Here is a 23,496-nt window from a genome sequence, read left to right as displayed (position 1 = left end):
CCCCCGCACCGGCCCCGACGCCCGCCCGCGAAGTCCCGGCCACCCTGAAGCAGCTGTGGACCGCGCGAAGCCCCGGCACCACCGCGCCCGTCGTGGTCAGCGGGACGATCGCCACCGCGGACGGGCGCCAGGTCGACGGGCGCGACCCGGGCACGGGCCAGTCCCGCTGGAGCTACACGCGCGACACGGCCCTGTGCGGGCTGTCCTGGGTCTACCACTACGCCGTCGCCGTCTATAAGGACGACCGCGGGTGCGGGCAGGTCAGCACACTCGACGGCGCCACGGGCCGGCGCGGCGCCGCGCGCAGCGGCTACGCCGACCCAAGCGTGCGCCTTTCCTCCGACGGCACCACGGTGTTGTCGACCGGCGACACCCGGCTCGAGCTGTGGCGCTCCGACATGGTCCGAATGCTGGCCTACGGCGAGACCGACGCCCGGGTGAAGCCGTCCGCCCGCGGGCTGCACTCGGGGTGCCGGCTGATCTCGGCGGCGGCCAGCTCGTCGGCGGTGTCGGTGCTGGAGAGCTGCGCCCAGCAGGCCGACCTGCGGCTGGTCCTGCTGCGACCGGGCAAGGAAGACGACGAACCCCAGCAACATGTCGTGGCAGAACCCGGGATCGGGGCGAATTCGGGCGCCCGGGTGCTGACCGTCTGGGAGAACAACACCGCGGTGTATCTGCCGTCCCCGCAACCCAGGGTCGAGGTCGTCGACGACACCGGCACGACCGTGGCGAGCACGCTGCTGGCCAAGCCGCCGACGAAATCGGCGGCGGTGTCGCAGACGGGCAACCTGGTCACCTGGTGGACCGGCGATTCGTTGATGGTGTTCGAGGCGAGCAACCTGACCCTGCGCTACACGATCGCCGCGGGCGAGACGACCGCGCCGCTGGGCCCCGGCGTCATGATGGCCGGCCGGCTGCTGGTGCCGGTCACCGGGGCGATTGGCGTCTACGACCCGCTCACCGGCGCGAACGAGCGCTACATCCCGGTAAACCGTGCGCCCAGCGCCGCCGCGGTCGTCCCGGCCGCTTCGGGATCGCGGGTGTTCGAGCAGCGCGGCGACACTGTGGTGGCGCTGGGCTGAGCCCGGCCGTTGCGTGTGAATCCTGGGCGGCGACACGCCGAGCGGCGGCGCCGTCAGCTCACACTGAAAGCCGTCAGTTCACACTCGAGCCGTCAAATCTCGACGGCGAACGTCGGCAGCGGCTTGCCGGTCTTCCAGTGCTTGAGCAACGCCTTCGCCAACTCGGCGTAGGCCACCGCGCCTTTGTTCTTGCGCCCCGCCATCACCGACGACCCCGAGGCGCTCGCCTCGGCGAACCGCACCGTGCGCGGGATCGGCGGGGCGAGCACGGGCATTTCGTAGCGGTCGGCGACGTCGAGCAACACGTCGCGGGTGTGGGTGGTGCGGGAGTCGTACAGCGTCGGCAAGGCGCCCAGCAACCGCAGATCCGGGTTGGTGATCTGCTGGACGTCGGCGACCGTGCGGAGGAATTGACCGACGCCGCGGTGCGCCAGCGTTTCGCACTGCAGCGGCACGATGACCTCGTCGGCCGCCGTCAGCCCGTTGAGGGTGAGCACGCCCAGCGACGGCGGGCAGTCGATGACGACCACGTCGAACTGGTCGGCGAGCTTGGCCAGCGCGCGTTTGAGCGCGTATTCGCGGCCGGCCCGCATCAGCAGCATCGCTTCGGCGCCCGCGAGGTCAATGTTGGCCGGCAGCAGCGTCATTCCCTCCATCGTGGTGACCAGCGCGGCGCTCGGCTCGACCTCACCGAGCAGGACCTCGTGCACCGACACCGGCAGCTTGTCGGGGTCCTGGCCGAGCGAGAAGGTCAGGCAACCCTGCGGATCCAGGTCCACGAGCAACACCCGCCGACCCTCGTCCGCCATCGCCGCCCCAATCGAGGCGACCGTGGTCGTCTTGGCGACCCCGCCCTTCTGGTTGGCCACCGCCAATACCCGGGTCTTACTCATGAGCGCGGCTCCTCCTCATCGCTTCGCTCTGCATCGTCACCGCGCGGTCACGAGCGCCCGCCCCTCCTTGTTGCCACGGTCACAGTGCCCATCCTGGCATGTTCGGTCGGCATGCGCTCTAAGCAACGGGCCGGGGATGTCGTCCGGCAGAATCGGTCGGCATGGGCATCTACAACCACCGGCTGGTGCTGCTCCGCCACGGCGAGACCCCGTGGTCCAAATCCGGCCAGCACACGGGTCGCACCGACCTCGAGCTAACCGATCACGGCCGGGTCCAGGCCGAGCTCGCCGGTCGCGTTCTCAGCGAACTGAACCTCGCCGACCCGCTCGTGGTCAGCAGCCCGCGCATTCGCGCGCTGACCACCGCCAAGTTGGCGGGCCTCACCGTCGATGAGGTGTCCCCCATGCTCGCCGAATGGGACTACGGCGACTACGAGGGGCTGACGACCCCGCAGATCCGCGAATCCGACCCCGATTGGCTGGTGTGGACGCACGGATGCCCGGGCGGCGAGAGCGTGGCGCAGGTCAGCGAACGCGCGGACAAGGCCGTCGAATTTGCGTTGGGGCACATGGGCACGCGTGACGTGGTGTTCGTCGGCCACAGCCACTTCTCCCGCTCGGTGATCACACGCTGGGTGGAGTTGCCGCTCGTCGAGGGCAGCCGGTTCTGGATGCTCGCCGGGTCGATCGCCGTGTGCGGGTTCGAGCACGGCGTGCGACAGCTCGCCGCGCTCGGATTGACGGGCAACCCACAGGCGATCGCACCCGGGTGAGCGCCGAACCGCCGTTCGCGCTGTGCGGGCCCCAGGGGACGATGGTCGCCGACGGGGTCCGCACCAGCTACAGCGACATCGCCGCCGCCCAGGAGGCGCTAAGCTCCGGATCCGCCCCAATGGTGTTGGGCGCGTTGCCATTCGACGTGAGCCGGCCCGCGGCCCTGCTGGTGCCGGACGCCGTGCGTACCACCGACGGGCCGCCCGACTGGCCAGCGGGCCCGCTGCCGCCGGTGCGCGTCGCCGCCGCGCTGCCGCCGCCGGCCGACTACCGCGCCCGGATCATTCGCGCCCGCGACGAGTTGGCGGCAGAAGACAACCCGTTGCACAAGGTGGTGCTGGCCCGCGCCCTGCAACTGGTCGCCGACGCGCCGCTGGATGCCCGCGTGATCCTGCGCCGGCTGGTCACCGCCGACCCGGCCGCCTACGGCTACCTCGTGGACCTGAGCGCCGCCGGCGACGACTACGCGGGCGTGGCGCTGGTGGGCGCCAGCCCCGAACTTCTGGTCGCGCGCACCGGCGATCGCGTGATGTGCCAGCCGTTCGCCGGTTCGGCCCCGCGGTCCGCCGACCCGGAAGCCGACGCGGCCAACGGGGCCGCGCTGGCGGGCTCCGCCAAGGACCGCCACGAACATCGGCTGGTGATCGACACCATGCGGGCGGCGCTGGAACCGCTGTGCGACGAGCTGACCATCGCCGAAGAACCCCAGTTGAGCCGCACCGCGGCGGTCTGGCACCTGTGCACCCCGATCAGTGGCCGCCTGCGCGACAAGTCAACCACCGCAATCGATCTGGCGCTGGCGCTGCACCCCACCCCGGCGGTCGGCGGCGTTCCGACAAAGGCCGCGACCGAGCTCATCGCCGAGCTGGAGGGTGACCGCGGCTTCTACGCCGGCGCCGTGGGCTGGTGCGACGCGGCGGGCGACGGCCACTGGGTGGTGTCGCTGCGCTGCGCGCAGCTGTCGGCCGACCGCCAAACCGCGCTCGCGCGCGCCGGTGGGGGAATCGTCGCCGAATCCGACCCCGACGCCGAAGTCGCCGAAACCACAACGAAATTCGCCACCATATTGAACGCGCTGGGAGCCGGGCAATGACGGAAAACATCCGCCGCGCCATCCCGGCGGACGCCGGCGATATTACCGACATGATTCACGCGCTCGCCGAATTCGAACGTGCCCGCGAGCAATGTACCGTCACCGAAACGCAAATTTCGACAGCGCTTTTCGGCAATTCACCCGTCGTGCACGGGCACGTGGCCGAGGTCGACGGCGACGTCGCCGCGATGGCGTTGTGGTTCATGAGCTTCTCGACCTGGGACGGGGTGGCGGGCATCTACCTCGAAGACCTGTTCGTGCGGCCCGGTTTTCGCCGCCGCGGTCTGGCCCGCAAGCTCCTGTCGGCGCTGGCCCGCGAGTGCCTCGACAACGGCTACACCCGGTTGTCGTGGGCGGTGCTGAACTGGAACGTCGACGCGATCGCGCTGTACGACGGCGTCGGCGCCGCGCCGCAGCGCGAATGGACCACCTACCGGCTGTCCGGCCCGCCGTTGGCCGAGCTGGCGGGGCGGCCCTGATCGCGGCCGGCGGCCCAGCGCACGGCCGCCGGCGTGAAGAGCAAGACCAACACGCTCAGCGCCACGACCCCCAGCGGAACGCCGAACGCCGGCCGGTGCGAGCCGACCGCCAGGTACCACGCCACCGGCAGCAACAGCAGTTGGGTGAAAACGCCCACCCCGCGGCCCCAGCGCTTGCCAAGCACCAGCGCGCGCCCCGCGGCAAGCACCACGGCGCCGACGAGCAGGAACCACACCGCTGTGCCCAGCCCGTTGACCACCCGTTGGTCGGCCCCCGCGATTCCCCGCACCACCAGCACCGCCGCCATGAGCAGCGCCGCCACACCCTCTACCGCGACGATCACACCCGCCGCGCGGACGGTGGACGGGGCGCGCGGGTTCACAGCGCCAGCGTAGTCACGGGCCATTACCGCACAGCGCGGCCATAACGGCCCCGCCTAAGCTCGTGGATCATGCGCGCCGTGCTGATCGTGAATCCCACAGCCACGTCCACCACCGCAGCCGGTCGCGACCTTCTCGCGCACGCGCTCAAGAGCCGCCTGCACCTGACCGTCGAACACACCAGTCACCGGGGTCACGGCACCGAACTCGCGCACAAGGCGGTCGAGGACGGGGTCGACCTGGTCGTCGTCCACGGCGGCGACGGCACGGTGAGCGGCGTGGTGAACGGCCTGCTGGGCCGCCCCGGCACCGCGGCCTCGGGGCACGTGCCCGCCCTGGCGGTGGTGCCCGGCGGGTCGGCGAACGTGCTGGCCCGCTCGCTGGGCATTTCGCCCGACCCGGTCGCCGCGACCAACCAGCTCATCCAGCTGCTCGACGACTACCGCCGTCATCAGACGTGGCGTCGCATCAGCCTGATCGACTGCGGCGAGCAATGGGCCGTGATCAACGCCGGGATGGGCGTCGACGCGGAGGTGGTGGCCGCGGTGGAAAGGCAGCGCGACAAGGGTGTCAAGGTCACCCCGTTGCGCTATTGGCGCGTGGCGATCCCAGTCACCTTGGCTTTTCGCCGTCGCGAGCCGATCCTGACGGTGGAGCTGGCCGGCCGCGAGCCCGTCAGCGGCGTGCACTTCGCGTGGGTGTCCAACACCAGCCCGTGGACCTACAGCAACAGCCGCCCGCTGGTCACCAACCCCGGCTGCAGCTTCGAGTCGGGCCTCGGGGTGTTCGCGCTCACCGAGATGAAGGTGTTCCCCACGCTGCGGCTGGTCAGCCAGCTGCTGGGCAACGGTCCGAAGGGCGAACCGAAACAGCTCATCCGCGACGACAACGCCAGCTGCCTGCGGGTGACCTCGACCGGCGACCCGGTGGCGAGCCAGTTCGACGGGGATTACCTCGGCCTGCGCCAGACCATGACTTTCAGGACGGTCCCGGATGCGCTGCCGGTGGTCGCGCCGCCCGGAAAAAACCACCTCTGAGCTGCGGAGACCTGCCAACCGGACGAAAATCACAGAGGAAATCGCGCGGCAGTGTAGTACAACGGACTAAGGGCTCGAATAAGAAGTCTGTGAAGTGAGATAGCCCACGAGCTACGCACGACTATTGACATCTGTAGAGCCTGTGAAACGATCGAAAGGTTGCATGCAGAAATTCATGTAGGGGCGCGGACCCTTTTCTTGTGCACGCTTTAACAGCCGAAGAAAAAGACCGTGCGCCTTGCTGCGCACTCAGTGAGGAGTAACAACTTATGGATTGGCGCCACAAGGCGGTCTGTCGCGACGAGGACCCGGAGCTGTTCTTCCCGGTAGGGAACAGCGGCCCGGCGCTCGCACAGATCGCTGACGCGAAACTGGTCTGCAATCGGTGCCAGGTGACCACGGAATGCCTTTCGTGGGCCCTGAACACCGGCCAGGACTCGGGCGTCTGGGGGGGCATGAGCGAAGATGAGCGGCGCGCACTCAAGCGTCGCAACGCCCGGACGAAGGCACGCAGCGGAGTCTGACGCAGTCTGCATACGGTGCGGCCCCGACGATTGTCGGGGCCGCACCGTTGTGTAGGCGTCCGTCTATATCAACAATCTTGTTCGCCGCCCGATCGGCACCCGCAACACCACATCGGTGCCGCGGGCCGGGGCGTGCCGCATCCCCAGCGTGCCGTCCAGCTCCGCCGACACCAGGGTCCGCACGATCTGCAGGCCCAGGCTGTCGGAGTTGTCCAGGCTGAAGCCGTCGGGCAGTCCGCGGCCGTCGTCGTGCACGACGACGTCGAGCCAGCGTGCCGAGCGCTCGGCGCGAATGGTGACGGACCCTTCCTGGGCCGCCGGGTCAAAGGCGTGCTCGATCGCGTTCTGGACGAGTTCGGTGATCACCATGATCAGGGCCGTCGCGCGGTCGGAGTCCAGCACGCCCAGGTCGCCGACCCGGTTGATGCGGATCGGCCGGTCCACCGACGCCACGTCGTTCATGATCGGCAGGATCCGGTCGATGACCTCGTCGAGGTTCACCTGCTCGTCCACCGACATCGACAGCGCATCGTGCACCAGGGCGATCGACGACACCCGGCGCACCGACTCGATGAGCGCCTCCCGTCCCTCGGCGTTGGCGGTCCGCCGGGCCTGCAGGCGCAGCAGCGCGGCCACCGTCTGCAGGTTGTTCTTGACCCGGTGGTGGATCTCGCGGATGGTGGCGTCCTTGGAGATCAGGGCCCGGTCGCGGCGCTTGACCTCGGTGATGTCACGGATCAGCACCGCGGCACCGGCGCTGGCGCCGTGCACCACCAGCGGCAGCGTCCGCAGCAATACCGTGGCGCCCCCGGCGTCGATCTCCATCCGCATGCTCCGCCCGCCGGCGAGCAGGTCGAGCACGTGCTCGGCCAGCTCCTGCGCCTCGAACGGGTCGGAGATCAGCGGCCGCGTCACCTTGACCAGGTTGCGGCCCTCCAGCTCGGCCGTCAGCCCCATCCGGTGGTACGCCGACAGCGCGTTGGGGCTGGCATAGGCGACGACGCCGTCGACGTCGAGGCGGATGAAGCCGTCACCGGCCCGGGGGGTCGAGCGCGACATGACCACGTCGCCGACGTCGGGGAAGGTGCCCTCGGCGAGCATGTGCATGAGGTCCGTGGCGCACTCCTGGTAGGCGGTCTCCAGCTGGCCGGACGCGCGGACGGCGGCTTCCGCGGTTTGGTGCCGGGTCAGCACCGCGACCACGTTGCCGCCGTAGCGCACCGGGGACGCCTCGACGTGCGGGCCGGGCAGCTCCGACGAATGTTGTTGGCCCGCCGGGTGTTCCTGCACGACGACGGCGCCGGTGTCGAAAGCCTCGGCGACGAGCGACAGCCGGTCGGCGGGGACGACGCTGCCCACGGCGTCGGTGAGCAGCACCGTGGGCGCGGTGTTCGGGCGGCACTGCGCCACGCACACCAGCACACCGTCGTCGCGGCGAACCCACATCAGGTAATCGGCGAACGACAGGTCGGCCAGCAGCTGCCACTCCCCCACAACCGCGTGCAGGTGATCCACCGCGTTGCCCGGCAGCATCGTGTGTTCGGCGAGCAGATCACCGAGCGTGGACATCCATCACCCCCGCATCGATTCCCGGCGGCAGATACGAACGGCCCAAACGGCTAGCTGATGACGGCGATAAGGTCGCCCGCCTGAATGACGTCGCCCACCGACACGCTCACCTTGCTGACGGTGCCGTCGACTTCGGCGAGGACCGGGATCTCCATCTTCATCGACTCCAGCAGCACCACGGTGTCGCCCTTGCCGATCTGGTCACCCTCGCTGACGACGACCTCGAGCACGCTGGCCACGATCTCGGCGCGAACATCCTCCGCCATCTTCACCCCACTCATCCTGGCCGTTGGTGCATGCCGACTGCTGGTCTGTCGAGCTCATGTATATCGAACCACAGGACCGGTCGGGACCGCGGCACGCGGGGCGTGAGACAATGTGAGGCAAGCTAACGGGTGCGCGGCGCCCGACCAATCACGGAGGTTCGAAGAGATGGCCAAGCGTGGCCGAAAGAAGCGCGACCGCAAGTACAGCAAGGCCAACCACGGCAAGCGGCCCAACTCCTGACGGAGTAGCTACTCCCCGCCGCGGATGATGGTGGTCCGGCGGATTTCCAGCCGGAGGCGTTCCTTGAGGCCCTCGGGAGCCTTCTCGCCCGTGCACTTGGTCGCGATCAGCGCCTTGAGCCGCTCCTCGATGCCGTAATGCTGGAAGCATCCGGGGCACGCCTCGAGGTGCTGGCGCAGCCGCTCCTTCGCTTCGGGCGTGCACTCGCCGTCGAGCAGGGTCCATACCTCGGCGATCACTTCGGCGCAGCCCAGGCCGTGGGAATGGCTGTCATCGGCGCGGGGCTCGGCAGGGCCGGCAGACTCGCTCATGACGGCACCTCCTCGTGCGCATGTTGGCCGCGGTTGAATCCGCGCTCCTTGGCCACGTCGGCCAGGAGACCGCGCAGCTGACGTCTGCCGCGGTGCAGCCGAGACATTACCGTCCCGATCGGCGTGTCCATGATCTCGGCGATTTCCTTGTATGGGAAACCCTCGACGTCGGCGTAGTAGACGGCCATCCGGAACTCCTCCGGCAACGCCTGCAGCGCCTCTTTGATCTCGTTGTCGGGCAGCGCCTCGAGCGCCTCGACCTCCGCCGAACGCAGGCCGGTCGAGGAATGCTCGGCGTTGGACGCCAACTGCCAGTCGGTGATCTCCTCGGTCGGGTACTCGGCCGGCTGGCGCTGCCGCTTGCGGTAGCTGTTGATGTAGGTGTTGGTCAGGATCCGGTACAGCCAGGCCTTGAGGTTGGTGCCGGCCCGGAACGAGCGGAATCCCGCGTAGGCCTTCACCATCGTTTCCTGCAGCAGGTCCTCGGCGTCGGCGGGGTTGCGCGTCATGCGCAGCGCACCACCGTAGAGCTGGTCCAGCAGCGGAATCGCGTCGCGCTCGAATCGCGCCGTGAGTTCCTCGTCCGTCTCCTGCGGCGGTGCCGGTTCGGCAGCCCCCAGAGTCGCCTCGCCGTCGGTATCGGCCATCTTCAGTAACACGGTCCCTTCTGCAGCGATGTCGCCGGCCGGCACCCAGAAAGCCGCCGAGCTCGCAAGCGACCGGGTCAACTGCTCGTCCCGCTGGGCAGCGCCCATCAGGCACGTCGCGGTTGGCACCAGACTGCTCCTCCCAATCTAAAGGCTGCCCCTGACAGTGTCCGTCCGGGCTGCGCATCTGCATCAGAAACCGACTGTTTCAACAGCATGGGGCAGCCGGCTATTTCCCGGGCGGAATCGGGGGCGGTTCGGGCGTGGCGTTAATGTGACGCCATGTCCCTGAACGGCAAGACCATGTTCATCTCCGGTGCCAGTCGTGGAATCGGCCTGGCGATCGCCAAACGCGCCGCGCAGGACGGCGCCAATGTCGCGCTGATCGCCAAGACCGCCGAGCCGCACCCCAAGCTGCCGGGCACGGTATATACGGCCGCCAAGGAGCTCGAGGACGCGGGCGGGCAGGCCCTGCCGATCGTCGGGGACGTCCGCGACCCAGATTCGGTCGAGGCGGCGGTGGCCAAGACCGTCGAGCAGTTCGGCGGCATCGACATCTGTGTGAACAACGCGTCGGCGATCAACCTGGGCTCGATCACCGAGGTGCCGATGAAGCGGTTCGACCTGATGAACGGCATCCAGGTGCGCGGCACGTACGCCGTCTCGCAGGCCTGCCTGGCGCATATGAAGGGCCGGGAGAACCCGCACATCCTGACGCTGTCGCCGCCGGTGCTGCTCGGCAAGGAGTGGTTGAAGCCGACCGCCTACATGATGGCCAAGTTCGGCATGACGTTGTGCGCGCTGGGCATCGCCGAGGAGATGCGCGAGGCGGGCATCGCGTCGAACACGCTGTGGCCACGCACGCTGGTGGCCACGGCCGCGGTGCAGAACCTGCTCGGCGGCGACGAGGCGATGGGCCGGGCGCGCAAGCCCGAGGTGTATTCCGACGCGGCCTATGTCATCCTCAACAAGCCCGCCCGCGAGTTCACCGGCAACATGCTGCTGTGCGAGGACGTGCTGGTCGAATCCGGCGTCAAGGATCTGTCGGTCTACGACTGCATTCCCGGCTCCAAGCTCGGCGTCGACTTCTGGGTCGACGGCGTCAACCCGCCGGGGTACACGGGGCCCTAGTCGTGATCGCAAGCGCGGCGGAGCCGGGCGCAGCGGGTCACCACCATCAGAAGACCATGGCCGCCGCTGCCACACCGGGCATCGCGGCGCTCGTCAAAGCCGGTGTGCCGCACGAGATCGTCAAGTTCGATCACGATCCGCGGGCATCGTCGTTCGGCGTGGAGGCGGTCCACGCGCTGGGCCGCGCCGGCGTGGTGGCGGAGCAGATCTACAAGACGCTGATCATCTCCGTGCCGGACGGGCTGGCCGTCGCGATGGTGCCCGCGGCGTCCAGATTGTCGCTCAAGGCCGCCGCCGCGGCGCTGGGAGTGGCCAGGGCCGAGATGGCCGAACCCGGTGCCGCGCAACGGGCTACGGGATACATCGTCGGCGCGGTGTCGCCGTTCGGGCAACGCAAGCGCCTGCCCACGGTCGTCGACGCCGGCGCGCTCGCCTTCGACCGGGTGTACTGCAGCGCCGGCCGTCGCGGCTGGGACGTCGCGGTGGCGCCTTCCGACCTGGTCCGGCTGACTGGCGCGGTCACCGCGGACATCCAGGCCTAGGCGCGTTCCGGCTCCGCGAGCGTAACCGCACTGCGAAAATCCGCGCACCAAAGGTGTTGGGGCGCTAGGCGCGTGCCCCCGGTTCGTCAAGGAACTTCTCGATGACGGGCGCGAGTTCGACCGCGTTGTGCACGACGTCGATGTGCCCGCCGGAATGCAGGTGCAGCCGCGAGTGCGGCAGCAACGCGTTCATGATGCGCGCGTTGACCACCGGGATGATCGGGTCGTCGGTGCCGGCCACGATCAGCGTCTCCTGCCGCAGCGCGGGCAGGGCGAACAGGCTGGTCCACACCGAGCCGGCGAGCAGCTGGTGCAGGTAGCCGACCTTCGATCCGGCGTGCAGCTGCCGCACAAACAGCCGCGCGACGTCTTCACCGTGAGCGCGGACGGTACCGCCGTAGAGCTCACTGGCGATGGCGGCGGCATAGTCGGGATCCGAGAACCTTCGTGGCGTGGCCATTTTCGCCAGCACCGACAGGCGGGCCGGCACCATCAAGACGCCGGTGCCGGTCGCCACCAGCACCATCCGCCGGCAGCGGCGCGGGTTCTGGAACGCGAACTGCTGGGCGAGCGCGCCGCCCCAGGACAGCCCCAGAACGTCTACCACGCCGACGCCCAGCTTCGTCAGCACGCGGCCCAACACCCAGGCCAGGTAGGGAAAGCCGTATGGGAGCAGGGACGTCGGCGATCCCCCGGTCCCGGGCACGTCGAACCTGATGACCGTGCACTCCAACCGCTCGACCAGCGGATCGAGCACCTCCAGGCTTGCCCCGATGCCGTTGCACAGCACCAGCGGTACGCCCGTTCCCTGTCGCACGTTGACCCGGATCCGCTGGCCGCCCGCGGTGATATAGCGCTGTTCGCCGATCGTGCTGGGCGTTATCACGCGGAGGCGCCTTTGCGGTGCGCTGCGCTTCACTCACTTCTCCATCACGTAGCCGCCGGGGGCCGGCCCGAGCGGCGGGAGGCCTTCTGCCCCAAGGGTTGTGGGTGCGTCGACTTGCGGGCCGCTGCGCTCGGCGAGCCAGCCGGCGTAGTCCGGCCACCAGGAGTCGCTGGACTTCTGCGACGACTCCAGCCACTGCTTCGGGTCTTCGACATCGACGGGACCGGTTCGGAAGGACGCCTTGGGGTTGCCGGGCGGGTTGACCAACGCGGCGATGTGGCCGCTGGTCGAGAGCACAAAGCGGTTGTCCTTGCTGCCCAGCAGTCGCGCGCTGCGATAGGTGGCCTGCCACGGGCAGATGTGGTCGGCGATGCCCCCGACGACGTACGCGTCGGCGGTGACGTTCCCCAGGTCGACCGGGCTGCCCAGCATGGTGAGCGCGCCGGGGGTGACGAGGGCGTTGCGCTGCGCCATCAGGATCATGTCGCGGTGCAACGCGGCGGTCATCCGGGTGGTGTCGGCGTTCCAGAACAAGACGTCGAAAGCCGCCGGCTTGCGGCCCTGCACATAGTTGTTCACCCAGTAGCGCCAGACCAGATCGGTGGGCCGCAGCCAGGCGAACATTTCCGCCATGTCGCGCCCGTCCAGGTAGCCCTTCCGGCGCGAGACCCGGATCGCCGCCTGGGCCGCGCGGTCGCTCATCATGGCGGCGGCGAAACCGGCCCGAGTCTCGTCGAGCACGGTGACCGACAGGTTGAGGCCCGCGATCCGGTCGCCCCCTCCGATGTCGGCGAGGTGGGCCGCCGTCATCGCCGCCAGGATGCCACCCGAGCAGGTGGCCAGCAGGTGGGTGCTGTCGGTTCCGGCGATCTTCTGCACCGCATCCATCGCCTCGACTATCGCGGCGCCGTACGCGTCGAAGCCCCAATCCCGGTGCCGCTTTTGCGGATTGCGCCACGAAATCGCGAAGACCTGTTGCCCTTGCTGGACGAAGTACTCGATCATGCTGCGCCCGGGGGCGATGTCCATGATGTAGAACTTGTTGATCACCGGGGGCACCATCAGCAACGGGATCTCGTTGACCTTCGGCGTTTGCGGCGCGTATTGGATCAGCTCGAACATCGACGTCCGCAGGACGACCGCCCCTTTCGTGACGGCCACCGTCTCGCCCACCACGAACGCGTCGGGTTCGACCATCGCGGGCACCCTGGGCTTCGAAAGCATGTCCCGCGCAAAGGCTTTCAGCCCGCGCACGGCGCTAAGACCGCCGGTGTCGATCATCGCCTTCCAGCCCAGCGGGCTGATCAGCGGGTTGTTGCTCGGGGCCAGGCCCTCGACCAGGTTGTCGATGACGAACCGCATTCTCTCGTTGTCCCGCCAGTCCAGCTGGGCGTCGGCGAGCAGCCCCTCGGCGGCCTCGGCCGCCGCGAGGTAGGCCTGCATGATCCGGTGCAGTACCGGGTTGTCCTGCCAGGCGGGGTCGGAAAAGCGCTTGTCGGCCCGGGCCGGGACGCGCTCCGAATTGCCCGCCGCGACGGCGCCGAGCTCACGCGTCAGCGCGCCGACCCGGCCGGCGACCGCGCCGGGCTGCTTGGCGAGGTTGACACCGAAGCGGGTCCAGGTGTCGTCGGGCATCATCCGGCTGACGAACGGCTTGGTGGCGCTAGTCAGCAGGAGATCGAGCGGGGCGGCGAGCTCGTCGGGTTTGGTCGTTTGGGTAGTCATGGCTATCGCGTGCTTTCGGTTGTCGGGGCGGTGATTTCGCGTTTGAGGAGCTTGCCGGTCGGTCCCTTGGGCAGCGTGTCGACGAGCCACACCAGGCGGGGGTACTTGTACGCGGCCACGCGGGCTTTGACGTAGTCGCGCAACTCTTCCGGCGTCGCGACCGCGCCCTGCTTGAGCGCGACCGCGGCGCCGACGTCCTCGCCGAGGGAATCGTGCGGGACGCCGATGACGGCAGCCTCGGCCACCGCGGGGTGCTCGTAGAGCACCTCCTCGATCTCGCGGGGATAGACGTTGTACCCGCCGCGGATGATCATGTCCTTGGTGCGGTCGACGATGTAGAAATAGCCGTCTTCGTCGACGCGCCCGACGTCGCCGGTGTTGAGCCAGCCGTCGGCGGTGATCGCGGCCCTGGTCGCGTCCGGAAGGTTCCAGTAGCCCTTCATCACGTTGTGGCCGCGGATCTGGATCTCGCCCGTCTCCCCCCGCGGGACCTCGACGCCGTCCGGGCCGACCACCCGCATCTCGACGCCCTCGATCGGGGTGCCGATCGAGCCCGCCTTGCGGGGCCGGTCCGGATGGTTGAACGCGGCCGCCGGGGAACTCTCGGAAAGCCCGTACCCCTCGAGAACCGTGCACCCGAAAGCCTTTTCGAAGTCGGTGAGGACCTGCAGAGGCAGCGCCGCGCCGCCCGAGACGCAGGTGCGCAGGCTCCGCGTCGCCCGGGGCGCCGTCTCGTCCGCCACGCCGAGCAACGCCGAATACATGGTCGGCACCCCTTCGAACACCGTGACGCCGTCCCGCTCGATCACCTCGAGGGCCTTGGCCGGGTGGAAGCGCGGAATGAGCGTCAGCGTCGCACCGCTGAGGACAGAACCGTTGAGGGCGCACGTCAACCCGAAGACGTGGAACAACGGCAGGCAGCCCATCACGACGTCGTCGGGCCCGAGCTTGACCAGCGTCCGGATACTGACCTCGGCGTTGCGGCCGAGGTTGCCGTGGGTCAGCGTGGCGCCCTTGGGTTTACCCGTGGTCCCGGACGTGTGCAGGATGACGGCGACGTCGTCGTCGTCACGCTGCACCGGGGAGGTTTGGGCGGGCAGGTCGGCGATGAGCTCCGTCAGCGCGGCGTCGTCGACGATCCAGCAGTGCGCCCCGGCCTCGGCCGCCCCGGCGGTCGCCTCCTCGGCGAAGGCGGGCGTGGCGAACATGGCCTTGGCGGCGGTGTTGGACAGGTAGTAGGAGACCTCGCGGGCCTTGAGCAACGGGTTCATCGGGACCGCGACGGCGCCCCGATACATGATGCCGTAGAACGCGATGGCGAACGCCGGTGTATTGGGCAGCATCACGCCTACCCGATCGCCCGGCCCGACTCCCGCGCGCTCGAGCAGCGTCGCGACCCGGGCCGCGGTGGCGTCGAATTCGGCGTAGCTGAACCGCAAGTTGTCGCAGCGCAGCGCCACCCGTTGCGGGTGACGATCTTTCGATGCGACGAGGTTGGCGCTCAACGAGGTCATAGGGTGCCTCCGGGACGTGGTTTCCTGCGTGCATCAAGCGTGATCCGGGCGGCCCGGCGGGACAATGTTTGCGGAAACAACGACCGTGCCGGTTGGCTGTGACCGGTCACATTCGCCGGCGCCCGGGCATAAGGTTTGCGGTATGAGCGTGGCATCGAAAAGCCGCGGCGTCCGGCCGGGCCCAACAGTGGACCCGCACGTCGTGGAACTCGGCAGGCTCATGCTGACCCGCGCCCCGGCGCTGGGGACGGCGATGGCCGACCTGCTGTGCCGCGAGATCGCGGCCTACCGCGACGGCAGCGTCGTCACGAAGGAGCAAGTGGCCGAAAGCTGCGTCGCGAACGTGACGTTCATCTTCGACTCGCTCACCGGCGGCGCCGACGTCGACGTCTCGCCCGCGGAGCGCACCGGCACCGAGCGCGCGCTCGCCGGTGTGCCGCTGCCGGCGGTGATGACCGCCTACCGCATCGGTTTTCGCTCCGTGTGGGAGGAGACCCTGTCCGTCGCCCGTGCCGCGGCGATACCGACCGACGCCATCTTGGATGCCACCGCCCGGATCTTCTTCGCGCAGGACACCTTCACCCAGGCGATGGCCACCGCCTACCGCCAGCAGCTCACCACGCAGATTCTCGAGCGCGAAGAAGAACGGTCGGCGTTGGTGGAAGCGCTGCTGGCTCACCGGATCACCGACAGCCAAAGCCTCTGGGAGGCAGCGGATTTGCTGCGACTGCCCACCTCGGGGCCCTACGCCGTGGTGGCGGCCGAGCTGCCCGCGATCGGGAAGCTGGGATTGCCGGCGATCGAAAACAAGCTGTCGGCCCGCGACATCCGGTCGGCGTGGCGGCTGCTGCCCGACCTGCAGGTGGGCATCGTCCACCTTCGGGGTCCGGAACCGACCGACGGGCTGAACGCCCTCGTCGAGGTGCTCCGCCAGGCCGCAACCGCGCGAGTGGGCATCAGCCCGGCGTTTCAGGAGCTTGCCGACACCAGCGACGCGCTGCGACTGGCCAGGGTCGCGGTCACCGGCAAGCCCTCCGGCGAATCGCTGGTCTCCCTTTTCGACGACACCCCGCTCGCCGTCGCGGCGGTCAGCGCGCCCGAAGCGATGGCCAGGATCAAATCGATGGTGTTGTCGCGCGTCGACGAACTGCCCGACGAGGAACGCACCATCCTGATCGACACGTTCCGGGCCTGGGTCGAGGCGGGCGGCTCGGCCAACGACACCGCGGCGAAGATCTTCTGCCATCCCAACACGGTGCGGCACCGGTTGCGCCGCATCGAGGAGCTGACGAGCCGATCCCTCTCGCGGCCAAGGGATCTCGCCGAGCTGTGCCTGGCCTTCGAGGTCGAGCGGCGACTGCCCTAGCCGGTCAACGCCTTCGCCCGGCTGCGGGTTTGGAACGCCGTGATGACGTCCATGATGCCGATGACTATCAGCCACCACCCGGCCACCAGCGTGAGGACCGCCATCGAGTCGATCGGCGAGATGATCAGCACGCCGCCGCCGATCACGAGGATCACACCGGAGAGCGCCTGCCAGCCGCGTCCGGGCATGTGATCAAAGGACAGCGCAGCGACGAGCAGGGTCATCCCGCGGAACACCCAGCCAATGCCGATCCACAGCGCCAAAAGCCAGATCGCCTCGAATTTGTCGCGGAAGCAGAAGAATCCCAGCACCAGCGACACGACGCCGGTGAGGAATGCCAGCACGCGCATTGCCGCACCGGCGTGTGTGCCAAATGCAGCAAACATGTATCCGACTCCGGACACCACCAGGTAGATGCCGAACAGGACACCCGCCACCAGCAGTGTCTTGCCAGGCCAGACCAGCACGATGACGCCCAGCGCCACGGCGGCGAGGCCGATGAGCAGGAGCAGCTGCCACGCACTGCGAGCAAGCTGCTGTAACGGACCTTCAAACACGGTCTGATCGGTATTCGTCATGACAATATGATTCGCCCCCGTCGGCGTAAAGAAAATGTCTTTGGCAACACAATTCGGTATCGCACAATGGCGCCGCCAACACCGCGCAGCGCTCTTGGATAACGGATCGTCCGCGGCGCCCCATTGTCCCCGGAAGACAACAACGCGTCGCAAGTTCGTCGCTCGGCGACATCCGTGCGGCGCCGCGGCGCCGTTAAGTTCTGCCGCGAGTCAGACCGCAACATCTTCGATTCCGCTCAGCGGGGAAACGCAGGCACATCATGTTCGAATCAATGCTGGTGATCGCGAGCTACGTGACGGCGGTCTTCGCCCCCGTGCTGATTCCGGTGACCGTCCACGCCGTCCACTTCTTCCGCGACCTGCGACCGACCTACCGGCCGATCCGTGCGGTCTCGGCGGTTCGCCTCCCGCGGCTCGCGGTGCCTCGTCGCGTCGCCGCTCCCGCCATGGGCTGACCCTCAGGGCTGGCGCAGCACCGCGCTTCCGTACCAGTGGCAGGCGAGCAACGCCACCTCCACGTCGAGCCGGTCGGCGCCGATCTCCCGCCCGCGCCTCGCGACGGCACGTCCGACCCGGTACTTGACCGAGTTGAAGTGCATGTTCAATTCCTCGGCGGCCAGCTTGTAGCTGGAACCGCAACCCAGAAAGACACGCAACGTCTCCCGCAGTCGCGCGTCGTTGTCGTTGTCGCTCGCGAGATCGCCGAGCACCGTCGCGACCCAGCCCCGCATCCGGTCGACGTCGCCGCCCAATCCCGCCACGACCGACAGCCCCGGATCGGTGGCGGCGACCACCGTCGGAGCCGAAGCGTTCGGCCGCCGCCCGGCCGCCGCGACGCCGCGGGCCTCCACCGCGTCCCGGTGGGTGCGGCGAAAACCTTCGACACCGGCTCCGGCCGACCCGAGCGCCAGGTTCGGCGAGTCCGGACGGGTCCGCACAAACCGGCGGATCTTCGTGACCACGTCGGCGGCGTCGATCGGCGCGGCACGGTAGGGCAGCCAGCCCCATGCGCAGCTTTGGTCGGCGGCCACGAACAGCGGCCCGGCGTCGACGGCGACGGCTTCGCCCAGCTCGCGCAGGAATCGTTGCAGCCTGGCCAGTTCGTCACCCGCGCCATCGCCCTCCGGGTACCACATGACGAGGCCCAGGTGGTACCAGCGCAGCGGATAGCGGATCGCCGTGGTGGCCGCGTCGGCGTCGACGGCCTTGGTGGCGGCCAATACCTCGCGCACCCGCAGGCCGCGCAGGCTGTTCTGGTTCTCCAGCCACCGCTCGCGTTCGTCTTCGTAGACGGCGACGACCTGTTGGGACATCCAGTCGATGTAGGAGAACATCGCGGCACTCATCGCCTCGATGACCGCCACCCGCAATCCGTCCGGGATATCGACCTCGCGCAGCTCGGCGAAGATCAGCTCGTTCATCCGGCGCTGGCCGAGCCGGTAGGCGCGCACCAGCGCGTTGACGGGCACCCCGTGCTGCGCCAACCTTCGGGCATACTCCAGCGCCGCGGTCGGCGCCTCGACGCGCTCGACGGCGATGTCGTAGCGCAACGCGCGCAACATCGTGTCGACGTTTCCCTCGATGCTGGCACCGAGCAGCTCCATGATCCGAGGTTCCCGCGGCAGGTCCGGAATCTGGTTTTCCAGGGCGCGATGGATCTCGGCCGTCGCGTCGGCCAACCGCCCGTGCAATCGGCCGGCGACCTCGGCGACGCAACCCCTCACTCCGACGACGTCGGCGTCCGGGGCGTCGACGTGCGATTTCTTCACCTCAATGACGTTAGACGCGACGTTGTCTTCTGGCGATAACTCCGGCGAGCGGTTTTGTCGATCGGCGACTGTGTCCCGCCGCACACGGAACCTAGCGTTGCGGCCACGCTTACTCCCGACGCCGAAGGAGCGAAGGAAATGGGATTCACCAAGCCGGTTCTCCCAGCGGTCGACCCGGATAGCTTCCTCGGGAAGCCACTGATGGAGCGAATGCGGATCCTCGTCCTCGATTGGGGCGAAAAGGGCTTCGGCTCACCGAGGATGGTGCACACCATCTACCTCCTGAAGTTGGTCGTGTTCTTCGCGATCGGCGGCATCACGGTCACGACGGCGACCTCGGGGCTGCCCGCCTTCTGGCACGTCACCCAGTGGTGGAACCAACCGATCGTCTACCAGAAGGTGATCCTGTGGACGGTGCTGCTGGAAGCCATTGGCGTGGCCGGTTCATGGGGACCGCTGGCCGGCAAGGTCAAGCCGATGACCGGCGGCATCCTGTTCTGGGCCCGGCCCGGCACCATCCGGCTGCGCCCGTGGAAGTGGGTGCCGTTCACCGCCGGTGACCGGCGGACCTGGTTCGACAGCGCGGTGTACCTGGCGCTGCTGGGCAGCCTGGCCGTCGCGCTGCTGTCGCCCGGTGTGCACAGCGATTCGCTGTCAAAGGCGTTGCCCCACAACACTTCCGGGCTGGTTAGCCCCGCGCTGCTGGTCGCGCCGATCGCGCTGCTGGTGCTGATCGGGCTGCGCGACAAAACCATCTTCCTCGGCGCCCGCGGCGAACAGTACTTGCCGGCGCTGTTCTTCTTCGCCGCATTGCCGTTCGTCAACATGATCGTCGCGTGCAAGATGCTCATCGTGGTGGTGTGGATCGGCGCCGGGTTCTCGAAATTCGGCAAGCACTTCTCCAACGTCATCCCGCCGATGGTTTCCAACACGATATTCACCCCCAAATGGGTGCGGCGGGCGCACTATCGCGACTTCGGGCGCGACATGCGGCCGTCGCGGCTCGCGGACTTCATGGCGCACGTGAACGGCACCACCGTCGAGATCGCCGCCCCCCTGGTGCTGTTCTTCTCGACGAACAAGTGGCTGACGCTGGCCGCGGCGATGCTGATGGTGGGATTCCACCTGTTCATCATCTCGACGTTCCCGCTGGCGGTGCCGCTGGAATGGAACGTCGTGTTCGCGTACACCACGATCTTCCTGTTCCTCGGCTTCCCGAACTGGAATGGGTACGCCCCGTGGGACATGACGCCGCCGTGGCTGGCCGCCGTCATCGCCGCCGCCCTGCTCGCCTACCCGGTGCTGGGCAACATCCGGCCCGACAAGGTTTCCTTCCTGCCGTCGCTGCGTCAGTACGCGGGCAACTGGGCGTCGGCGGTGTGGACCTTCACACCGGGCGCCGAACAGAAACTGAACCGGGTCACCCGCACCGCGTCCAACCAGATCGACCAGTTCATCGGGGCCGGCTACGAGCCGAAGTGGGCGGAGATCACCCTGCAGAAGGTGGCCGCGTGGCGCTGCATGCACAGCCAGGGGCGCGGCCTGTACTCGCTGCTGTTGACCCACCTGCCCGACGTCGACACCCGCGCCGTGCGCGACGGTGAGTTCGTCTGCAACTCGCTGATCGGCTTTAACTTTGGCGACGGTCACCTGCACAATGAAGACTTGATCAGTGCCGTGCAGAGTCAAGCCGCGTTCGAACCGGGCGAATGTGTCATCGCCTGGGTCGAGTCGGAGGCCTTCGGCAGCGGTGTGCAGCACTACAAGCTGATCGACGCGGCGCTCGGGGTAGTGGAGCGCGGCACGTGGAAGGTGGCCGACGCGGTCGCCGAGCAGCCATGGCTGCCGAACGGCCCGATCCCGACCGAGGTCGAATGGTCGCTGCGCGACGCGGCCGTTGGGTTGCTGCTCGACGCGACGGCGGTTAAGGAAAGTGCGCTGGCATGACTTCCGCAGTGGTGGTGGGGGGCGGGCCGAACGGGCTCGCCGCCGCCATCTGCCTGGCCGCCGAGGGCGTGCAGGTCACCGTGCTCGAGGCCGCCGACGAGGTGGGTGGCGGTGCCCGCAGTAGCGAGGCGATTTTGCCGGGCCTGCTGCACGACCACTGCTCGGCGATTCACCCGATGGCCGTCGGCTCGCCGTTCCTGAGCCGTTTCGAGTTGGAGCGGTACGGCCTGACATGGCGATGGCCCGCAATCGATTGCGTGCATCCCCTGGACGGCGGCGGCGCCGGCGTCCTGCACCGCTCGGTGGGGCGGACCGCGGCCGGTCTCGGACGCGACGGATCGCGCTGGCGGCTCGCGTTCGGCTATTCGGCGGCCCGGTTCGACGCGCTGAGCGAGGACATCATGCGGCCCCTGCTGCGGCCGCCGCATCACCCGTTGATGCTGGCCCGGTTCGGCGCGCCGACCGTGCTCCCGGGGTCGACGTTCGCCCGCTTCTTCCGCACCGACGAGGGGCGGGCGTTGTTCGGAGGCGTTGCCGCCCATGCCTTCAGGCCGCTGCACTACCCGATGACGTCGGCCATCGGGATGGGCATCCTGGCCGCCGGTCACCGGTACGGCTGGGCGGTCGCCGAAGGTGGGTCGCAGGCGATCACCAACGCGATGGTGGGGCTGCTGACCGACCTGGGCGGCAAGATCGAGGCCGGCGTCCGAGTCCAGGCGGCGTCGGAGCTGCCGCCGGCGGACGTCACCATGTTCGATCTGGCACCGGAGGCGGTGGCGGGTATTTTGGGCGACCGGCTGCCGCGTCGAGTCTCGCGCGCCTTCACCAGGTTTCGCCGCGGGCCGGGCGCGTTCAAGGTCGACTTCGCCGTCGAGGGCGGCGTGCCATGGACCAACCCCGACGCCCGTCGGGCGGGCACCGTCCACCTCGTCGGCACCTACGCCGAACTGGCGGCGACCGAGCGGGACATCCATGCCGGACGCATGCCCGAGCGGCCGTTCGTGTTGGTGGGCCAGCAGTACCTGGCGGATCCGCAACGCTCGGTGGGCAATACGCATCCCGTGTGGAGCTACGCCCACGTGCCCAACGGCTATGCGGGCGACGCGACCGAGGCGATCATCGCCCAGATCGAGCGCTTCGCACCCGGCTTCCGGGAGCGCATCGTCGGCCAGGCGGTGCGCTCGACGACGCAGATGGCGTCCTACAACGCAAACTATGCCGGCGGCGACATCATGACCGGGGCCAAGGACATTCGCCAGCTGACGTTCGGGCCGCGAATAACGTTGTCTCCCTATACTATTGGCGTACCCGGCATGTACATCTGCTCGGCCGCCACCCCACCGGGGCCCGGAGCGCACGGAATGTGCGGCGCCAACGCCGCCGCGCAGGCCCTCGGCTACGTGCGCGCCGTCGCCTGATCGCCGCCCCGCCAGACGAGCTGTCGCCGGGCGACAAACGCGGCGGCATTCTTCGTCGATCCGCGACGATGGAATCGACGGGCCGCGACCTTAACGTCGTCACGACGTTTCATTCCTCTCCCAACGAAGGGACCTCGCCATGGCATCGCCCGGCAAATCGGATTTCGAGCTGTTCAAGCTTCCCGACGAGCACCACGAGCTGCGCGTCGCGCTGAGGGACATCTGCGAGGCCGAGATCGCGCCGTATGCGGCCGACGTCGACGAGCACGCGCGTTTCCCGGAGGAGGCGCTCAAAGTTCTGAACGACACCGGCTTTTCGGCGGTCCACGTCCCGGAGGCCTACGGCGGGCCGGGCGCCGACTCGGTCGCCACCTGCATCGTGATCGAAGAGGTTGCCCGCGTGTGCGTCTCGTCGTCGCTGATCCCCGGGGTCAACAAGCTCGGCACCATCGGGCTGATCCTGAACGGCTCGGAGGAACTGAAGCAGCAGGTGCTGCCGACGCTGGCATCGGGCGACGCGATGGCGTCGTACGCGCTTTCCGAGCGGGAGGCCGGCAGTGACCCGGCGTCGATGCGCACCCGTGCGCGCGCCGCCGGCGACGACTGGGTGCTCAACGGCACCAAGTGCTGGATTACCAACGGCGGCAAGTCAACCTGGTACACCGTCATGGCGGTAACCGACCCGGACAAGGGCGCGAACGGGATCTCGGCGTTCGTCGTGCACAAGGACGATCCCGGTTTCACCGTCGGCCCCTCCGAACGAAAGATGGGCATCAAGGGGTCACCGACCACCGAACTCTACTTCGAGGACTGCCGCATCCCGGGTGACCGGATCATCGGCGAGCCCGGCACCGGCCTGAAGACCGCGTTCGCCAGCCTCGACCACACACGGCCGACGATCGGCGCGCAGGCCGTCGGTATCGCCCAGGGCGCCCTCGATGCCGCCATCGCGTACACGAAGGAGCGCAAGCAGTTTCGCCGCGCGATCAGCGACTTCCAGGGCGTGCAATTCATGCTCGCGGACATGGCCATGCGGGTGGAAGCCGCGCGGCTGCTGGTCTACACGGCCGCCGCGCGGGCGGAACGCGGCGAAAAGGGTTTGGGATTCATCTCATCGGCCGCCAAGTGCTTCGCCTCCGACGTTGCCATGGAAGTCACCACCAACGCCGTGCAACTGTTCGGCGGCGCGGGCTACACCCGCGATTTCCCGGTCGAACGGATGATGCGCGACGCCAAGATCACCCAGATCTACGAGGGCACCAACCAAATTCAGCGCGTCGTCATGGCGCGCGCGTTGCTGGCGTGACGCTTCATCGGGCGGAC

Annotated in this window: 24 protein-coding genes; 13 read left to right on the top strand and 11 right to left on the bottom strand. The window is 68.6% G+C overall.

Going from position 1 to position 23,496, the window contains the following annotated elements; translation table 11 throughout:
- Nucleotides 1-1,082: hypothetical protein (locus AWB92_RS18790; protein WP_085188314.1), on the top strand; the 1,082-nt coding region annotated here is incomplete at its 5' end.
- A gap of 92 nt (nucleotides 1,083-1,174) precedes the next feature.
- On the opposite strand, the gene AWB92_RS18785 is transcribed toward AWB92_RS18790, so the two are convergent.
- Nucleotides 1,175-1,975 (bottom strand): ParA family protein, encoded by an 801-nt coding sequence (locus AWB92_RS18785; protein ID WP_068181828.1) that lies wholly within the window; start codon nucleotides 1,973-1,975, stop codon nucleotides 1,175-1,177.
- Between the two features lie 161 nt (nucleotides 1,976-2,136).
- Here AWB92_RS18785 and AWB92_RS18780 point away from each other — a divergent pair, with 161 nt between their 5' ends.
- Genes AWB92_RS18780 through AWB92_RS18770 form a run of 3 tightly spaced genes read left to right on the top strand, consistent with a single transcriptional unit; the run spans nucleotide 2,137 to nucleotide 4,321 of the window.
- Nucleotides 2,137-2,748 (top strand): acid phosphatase, encoded by a 612-nt coding sequence (locus tag AWB92_RS18780; RefSeq protein ID WP_085188312.1) that lies wholly within the window; start codon nucleotides 2,137-2,139, stop codon nucleotides 2,746-2,748.
- Nucleotides 2,749-2,789: 41 nt separating this feature from the next.
- Nucleotides 2,790-3,842 (top strand): isochorismate synthase, encoded by a 1,053-nt coding sequence (locus tag AWB92_RS18775; RefSeq protein WP_142282169.1) that lies wholly within the window; start codon nucleotides 2,790-2,792, stop codon nucleotides 3,840-3,842.
- Nucleotides 3,839-4,321, top strand: a complete 483-nt coding sequence (locus AWB92_RS18770; RefSeq protein ID WP_085188308.1) for a GNAT family N-acetyltransferase — start codon at nucleotides 3,839-3,841, stop codon at nucleotides 4,319-4,321. The genes AWB92_RS18775 and AWB92_RS18770 overlap by 4 nt, the downstream gene beginning before the upstream one ends.
- On the opposite strand, the gene AWB92_RS18765 is transcribed toward AWB92_RS18770, so the two are convergent.
- On the bottom strand, nucleotides 4,273-4,704 hold the full coding sequence (locus AWB92_RS18765) for a hypothetical protein (RefSeq protein WP_241523513.1): 432 nt from the start codon (nucleotides 4,702-4,704) through the stop codon (nucleotides 4,273-4,275). The two genes, AWB92_RS18770 and AWB92_RS18765, sit on opposite strands and share 49 nt — an antisense overlap.
- 69 nt (nucleotides 4,705-4,773) lie before the next feature.
- On the opposite strand from AWB92_RS18765, the gene AWB92_RS18760 reads away from it, so the two are divergent.
- On the top strand, nucleotides 4,774-5,739 hold the full coding sequence (locus AWB92_RS18760; protein WP_085188304.1) for a diacylglycerol kinase family protein: 966 nt from the start codon (nucleotides 4,774-4,776) through the stop codon (nucleotides 5,737-5,739).
- Between the two features lie 269 nt (nucleotides 5,740-6,008).
- Entirely contained in the window at nucleotides 6,009-6,263 is a 255-nt protein-coding gene (gene whiB1 / locus AWB92_RS18755; protein ID WP_066932419.1) for a transcriptional regulator WhiB1, read from the top strand.
- 63 nt (nucleotides 6,264-6,326) lie between these two features.
- On the opposite strand, the gene AWB92_RS18750 is transcribed toward whiB1, so the two are convergent.
- The 4 genes from AWB92_RS18750 to AWB92_RS18735 form a co-directional block, all read right to left on the bottom strand.
- A complete protein-coding gene (locus tag AWB92_RS18750; RefSeq protein WP_068181846.1) occupies nucleotides 6,327-7,832 on the bottom strand; it encodes a sensor histidine kinase in 1,506 nt (501 codons plus the stop codon).
- 50 nt (nucleotides 7,833-7,882) lie between these two features.
- The gene (locus tag AWB92_RS18745; RefSeq protein ID WP_067159260.1) at nucleotides 7,883-8,098 is read right to left on the bottom strand and encodes a biotin/lipoyl-binding carrier protein; all 216 of its coding nucleotides are present in this window, start codon (nucleotides 8,096-8,098) and stop codon (nucleotides 7,883-7,885) included.
- A 249-nt stretch (nucleotides 8,099-8,347) separates the two neighbouring features.
- A complete protein-coding gene (gene rsrA / locus AWB92_RS18740) occupies nucleotides 8,348-8,650 on the bottom strand; it encodes a mycothiol system anti-sigma-R factor (RefSeq protein ID WP_085188302.1) in 303 nt (100 codons plus the stop codon).
- On the bottom strand, nucleotides 8,647-9,297 hold the full coding sequence (locus tag AWB92_RS18735) for a sigma-70 family RNA polymerase sigma factor (protein WP_173817447.1): 651 nt from the start codon (nucleotides 9,295-9,297) through the stop codon (nucleotides 8,647-8,649). Before AWB92_RS18735 ends, rsrA begins: the two co-directional genes overlap by 4 nt.
- Before the next feature lie 282 nt (nucleotides 9,298-9,579).
- Here AWB92_RS18735 and AWB92_RS18730 point away from each other — a divergent pair, with 282 nt between their 5' ends.
- Nucleotides 9,580-10,428 (top strand): NAD(P)-dependent oxidoreductase, encoded by an 849-nt coding sequence (locus AWB92_RS18730; RefSeq protein WP_085188300.1) that lies wholly within the window; start codon nucleotides 9,580-9,582, stop codon nucleotides 10,426-10,428.
- Nucleotides 10,429-10,484: 56 nt separating this feature from the next.
- Nucleotides 10,485-10,970, top strand: coding sequence for an aminoacyl-tRNA deacylase (locus tag AWB92_RS18725; protein WP_085188340.1), 486 nt, complete (start codon nucleotides 10,485-10,487; stop codon nucleotides 10,968-10,970).
- 64 nt (nucleotides 10,971-11,034) lie between these two features.
- Here AWB92_RS18725 and AWB92_RS18720 read toward each other — a convergent pair whose 3' ends face one another.
- The 3 genes from AWB92_RS18720 to AWB92_RS18710 are packed head-to-tail and all read right to left on the bottom strand — an operon-like array spanning nucleotide 11,035 to nucleotide 15,095.
- Entirely contained in the window at nucleotides 11,035-11,856 is an 822-nt protein-coding gene (locus AWB92_RS18720) for an alpha/beta fold hydrolase (RefSeq protein ID WP_085188298.1), read from the bottom strand.
- Between the two features lie 33 nt (nucleotides 11,857-11,889).
- Nucleotides 11,890-13,581, bottom strand: coding sequence for an alpha/beta fold hydrolase (locus tag AWB92_RS18715; RefSeq protein ID WP_142282163.1), 1,692 nt, complete (start codon nucleotides 13,579-13,581; stop codon nucleotides 11,890-11,892).
- A gap of 2 nt (nucleotides 13,582-13,583) precedes the next feature.
- Nucleotides 13,584-15,095 carry a long-chain fatty acid--CoA ligase gene (locus AWB92_RS18710; RefSeq protein WP_085188296.1) on the bottom strand — a complete coding sequence of 504 codons (1,512 nt, stop codon included), beginning with the start codon at nucleotides 15,093-15,095 and terminating at the stop codon, nucleotides 13,584-13,586.
- A gap of 142 nt (nucleotides 15,096-15,237) precedes the next feature.
- Between AWB92_RS18710 and AWB92_RS18705 the strand changes: the two genes are divergently transcribed.
- Entirely contained in the window at nucleotides 15,238-16,461 is a 1,224-nt protein-coding gene (locus tag AWB92_RS18705) for a helix-turn-helix domain-containing protein (protein ID WP_085188294.1), read from the top strand.
- On the opposite strand, the gene AWB92_RS18700 is transcribed toward AWB92_RS18705, so the two are convergent.
- Entirely contained in the window at nucleotides 16,458-17,039 is a 582-nt protein-coding gene (locus tag AWB92_RS18700; protein WP_085188292.1) for a DUF308 domain-containing protein, read from the bottom strand. The genes AWB92_RS18705 and AWB92_RS18700 overlap by 4 nt on opposite strands.
- 260 nt (nucleotides 17,040-17,299) lie before the next feature.
- Between AWB92_RS18700 and AWB92_RS18695 the strand changes: the two genes are divergently transcribed.
- On the top strand, nucleotides 17,300-17,494 hold the full coding sequence (locus AWB92_RS18695) for a hypothetical protein (protein ID WP_068181865.1): 195 nt from the start codon (nucleotides 17,300-17,302) through the stop codon (nucleotides 17,492-17,494).
- A 3-nt stretch (nucleotides 17,495-17,497) separates the two neighbouring features.
- Here AWB92_RS18695 and AWB92_RS18690 read toward each other — a convergent pair whose 3' ends face one another.
- A complete protein-coding gene (locus AWB92_RS18690) occupies nucleotides 17,498-18,808 on the bottom strand; it encodes a helix-turn-helix domain-containing protein (RefSeq protein WP_085188290.1) in 1,311 nt (436 codons plus the stop codon).
- Between the two features lie 138 nt (nucleotides 18,809-18,946).
- Between AWB92_RS18690 and AWB92_RS18685 the strand changes: the two genes are divergently transcribed.
- The 3 genes from AWB92_RS18685 to AWB92_RS18675 all read left to right on the top strand — a co-directional run bounded on the left by AWB92_RS18685 (nucleotide 18,947) and on the right by AWB92_RS18675 (nucleotide 23,479).
- Nucleotides 18,947-20,755: a DUF3556 domain-containing protein gene (locus AWB92_RS18685; protein WP_085188288.1), complete on the top strand. Its 1,809-nt coding sequence runs from the start codon at nucleotides 18,947-18,949 to the stop codon at nucleotides 20,753-20,755.
- On the top strand, nucleotides 20,752-22,173 hold the full coding sequence (locus AWB92_RS18680; protein WP_085188286.1) for an NAD(P)/FAD-dependent oxidoreductase: 1,422 nt from the start codon (nucleotides 20,752-20,754) through the stop codon (nucleotides 22,171-22,173). The genes AWB92_RS18685 and AWB92_RS18680 overlap by 4 nt, the downstream gene beginning before the upstream one ends.
- Nucleotides 22,174-22,312: 139 nt before the next feature.
- Nucleotides 22,313-23,479, top strand: coding sequence for an acyl-CoA dehydrogenase (locus AWB92_RS18675; protein ID WP_085188284.1), 1,167 nt, complete (start codon nucleotides 22,313-22,315; stop codon nucleotides 23,477-23,479).
- Nucleotides 23,480-23,496 lie beyond the last annotated feature (17 nt).

Origin of the sequence: Mycobacterium sp. IEC1808 (assembly GCF_002101935.1) — a bacterium.
Classification (GTDB): Bacteria; Actinomycetota; Actinomycetes; order Mycobacteriales; family Mycobacteriaceae; genus Mycobacterium.
This window is presented reverse-complemented; position numbering and strand designations above follow the sequence as displayed.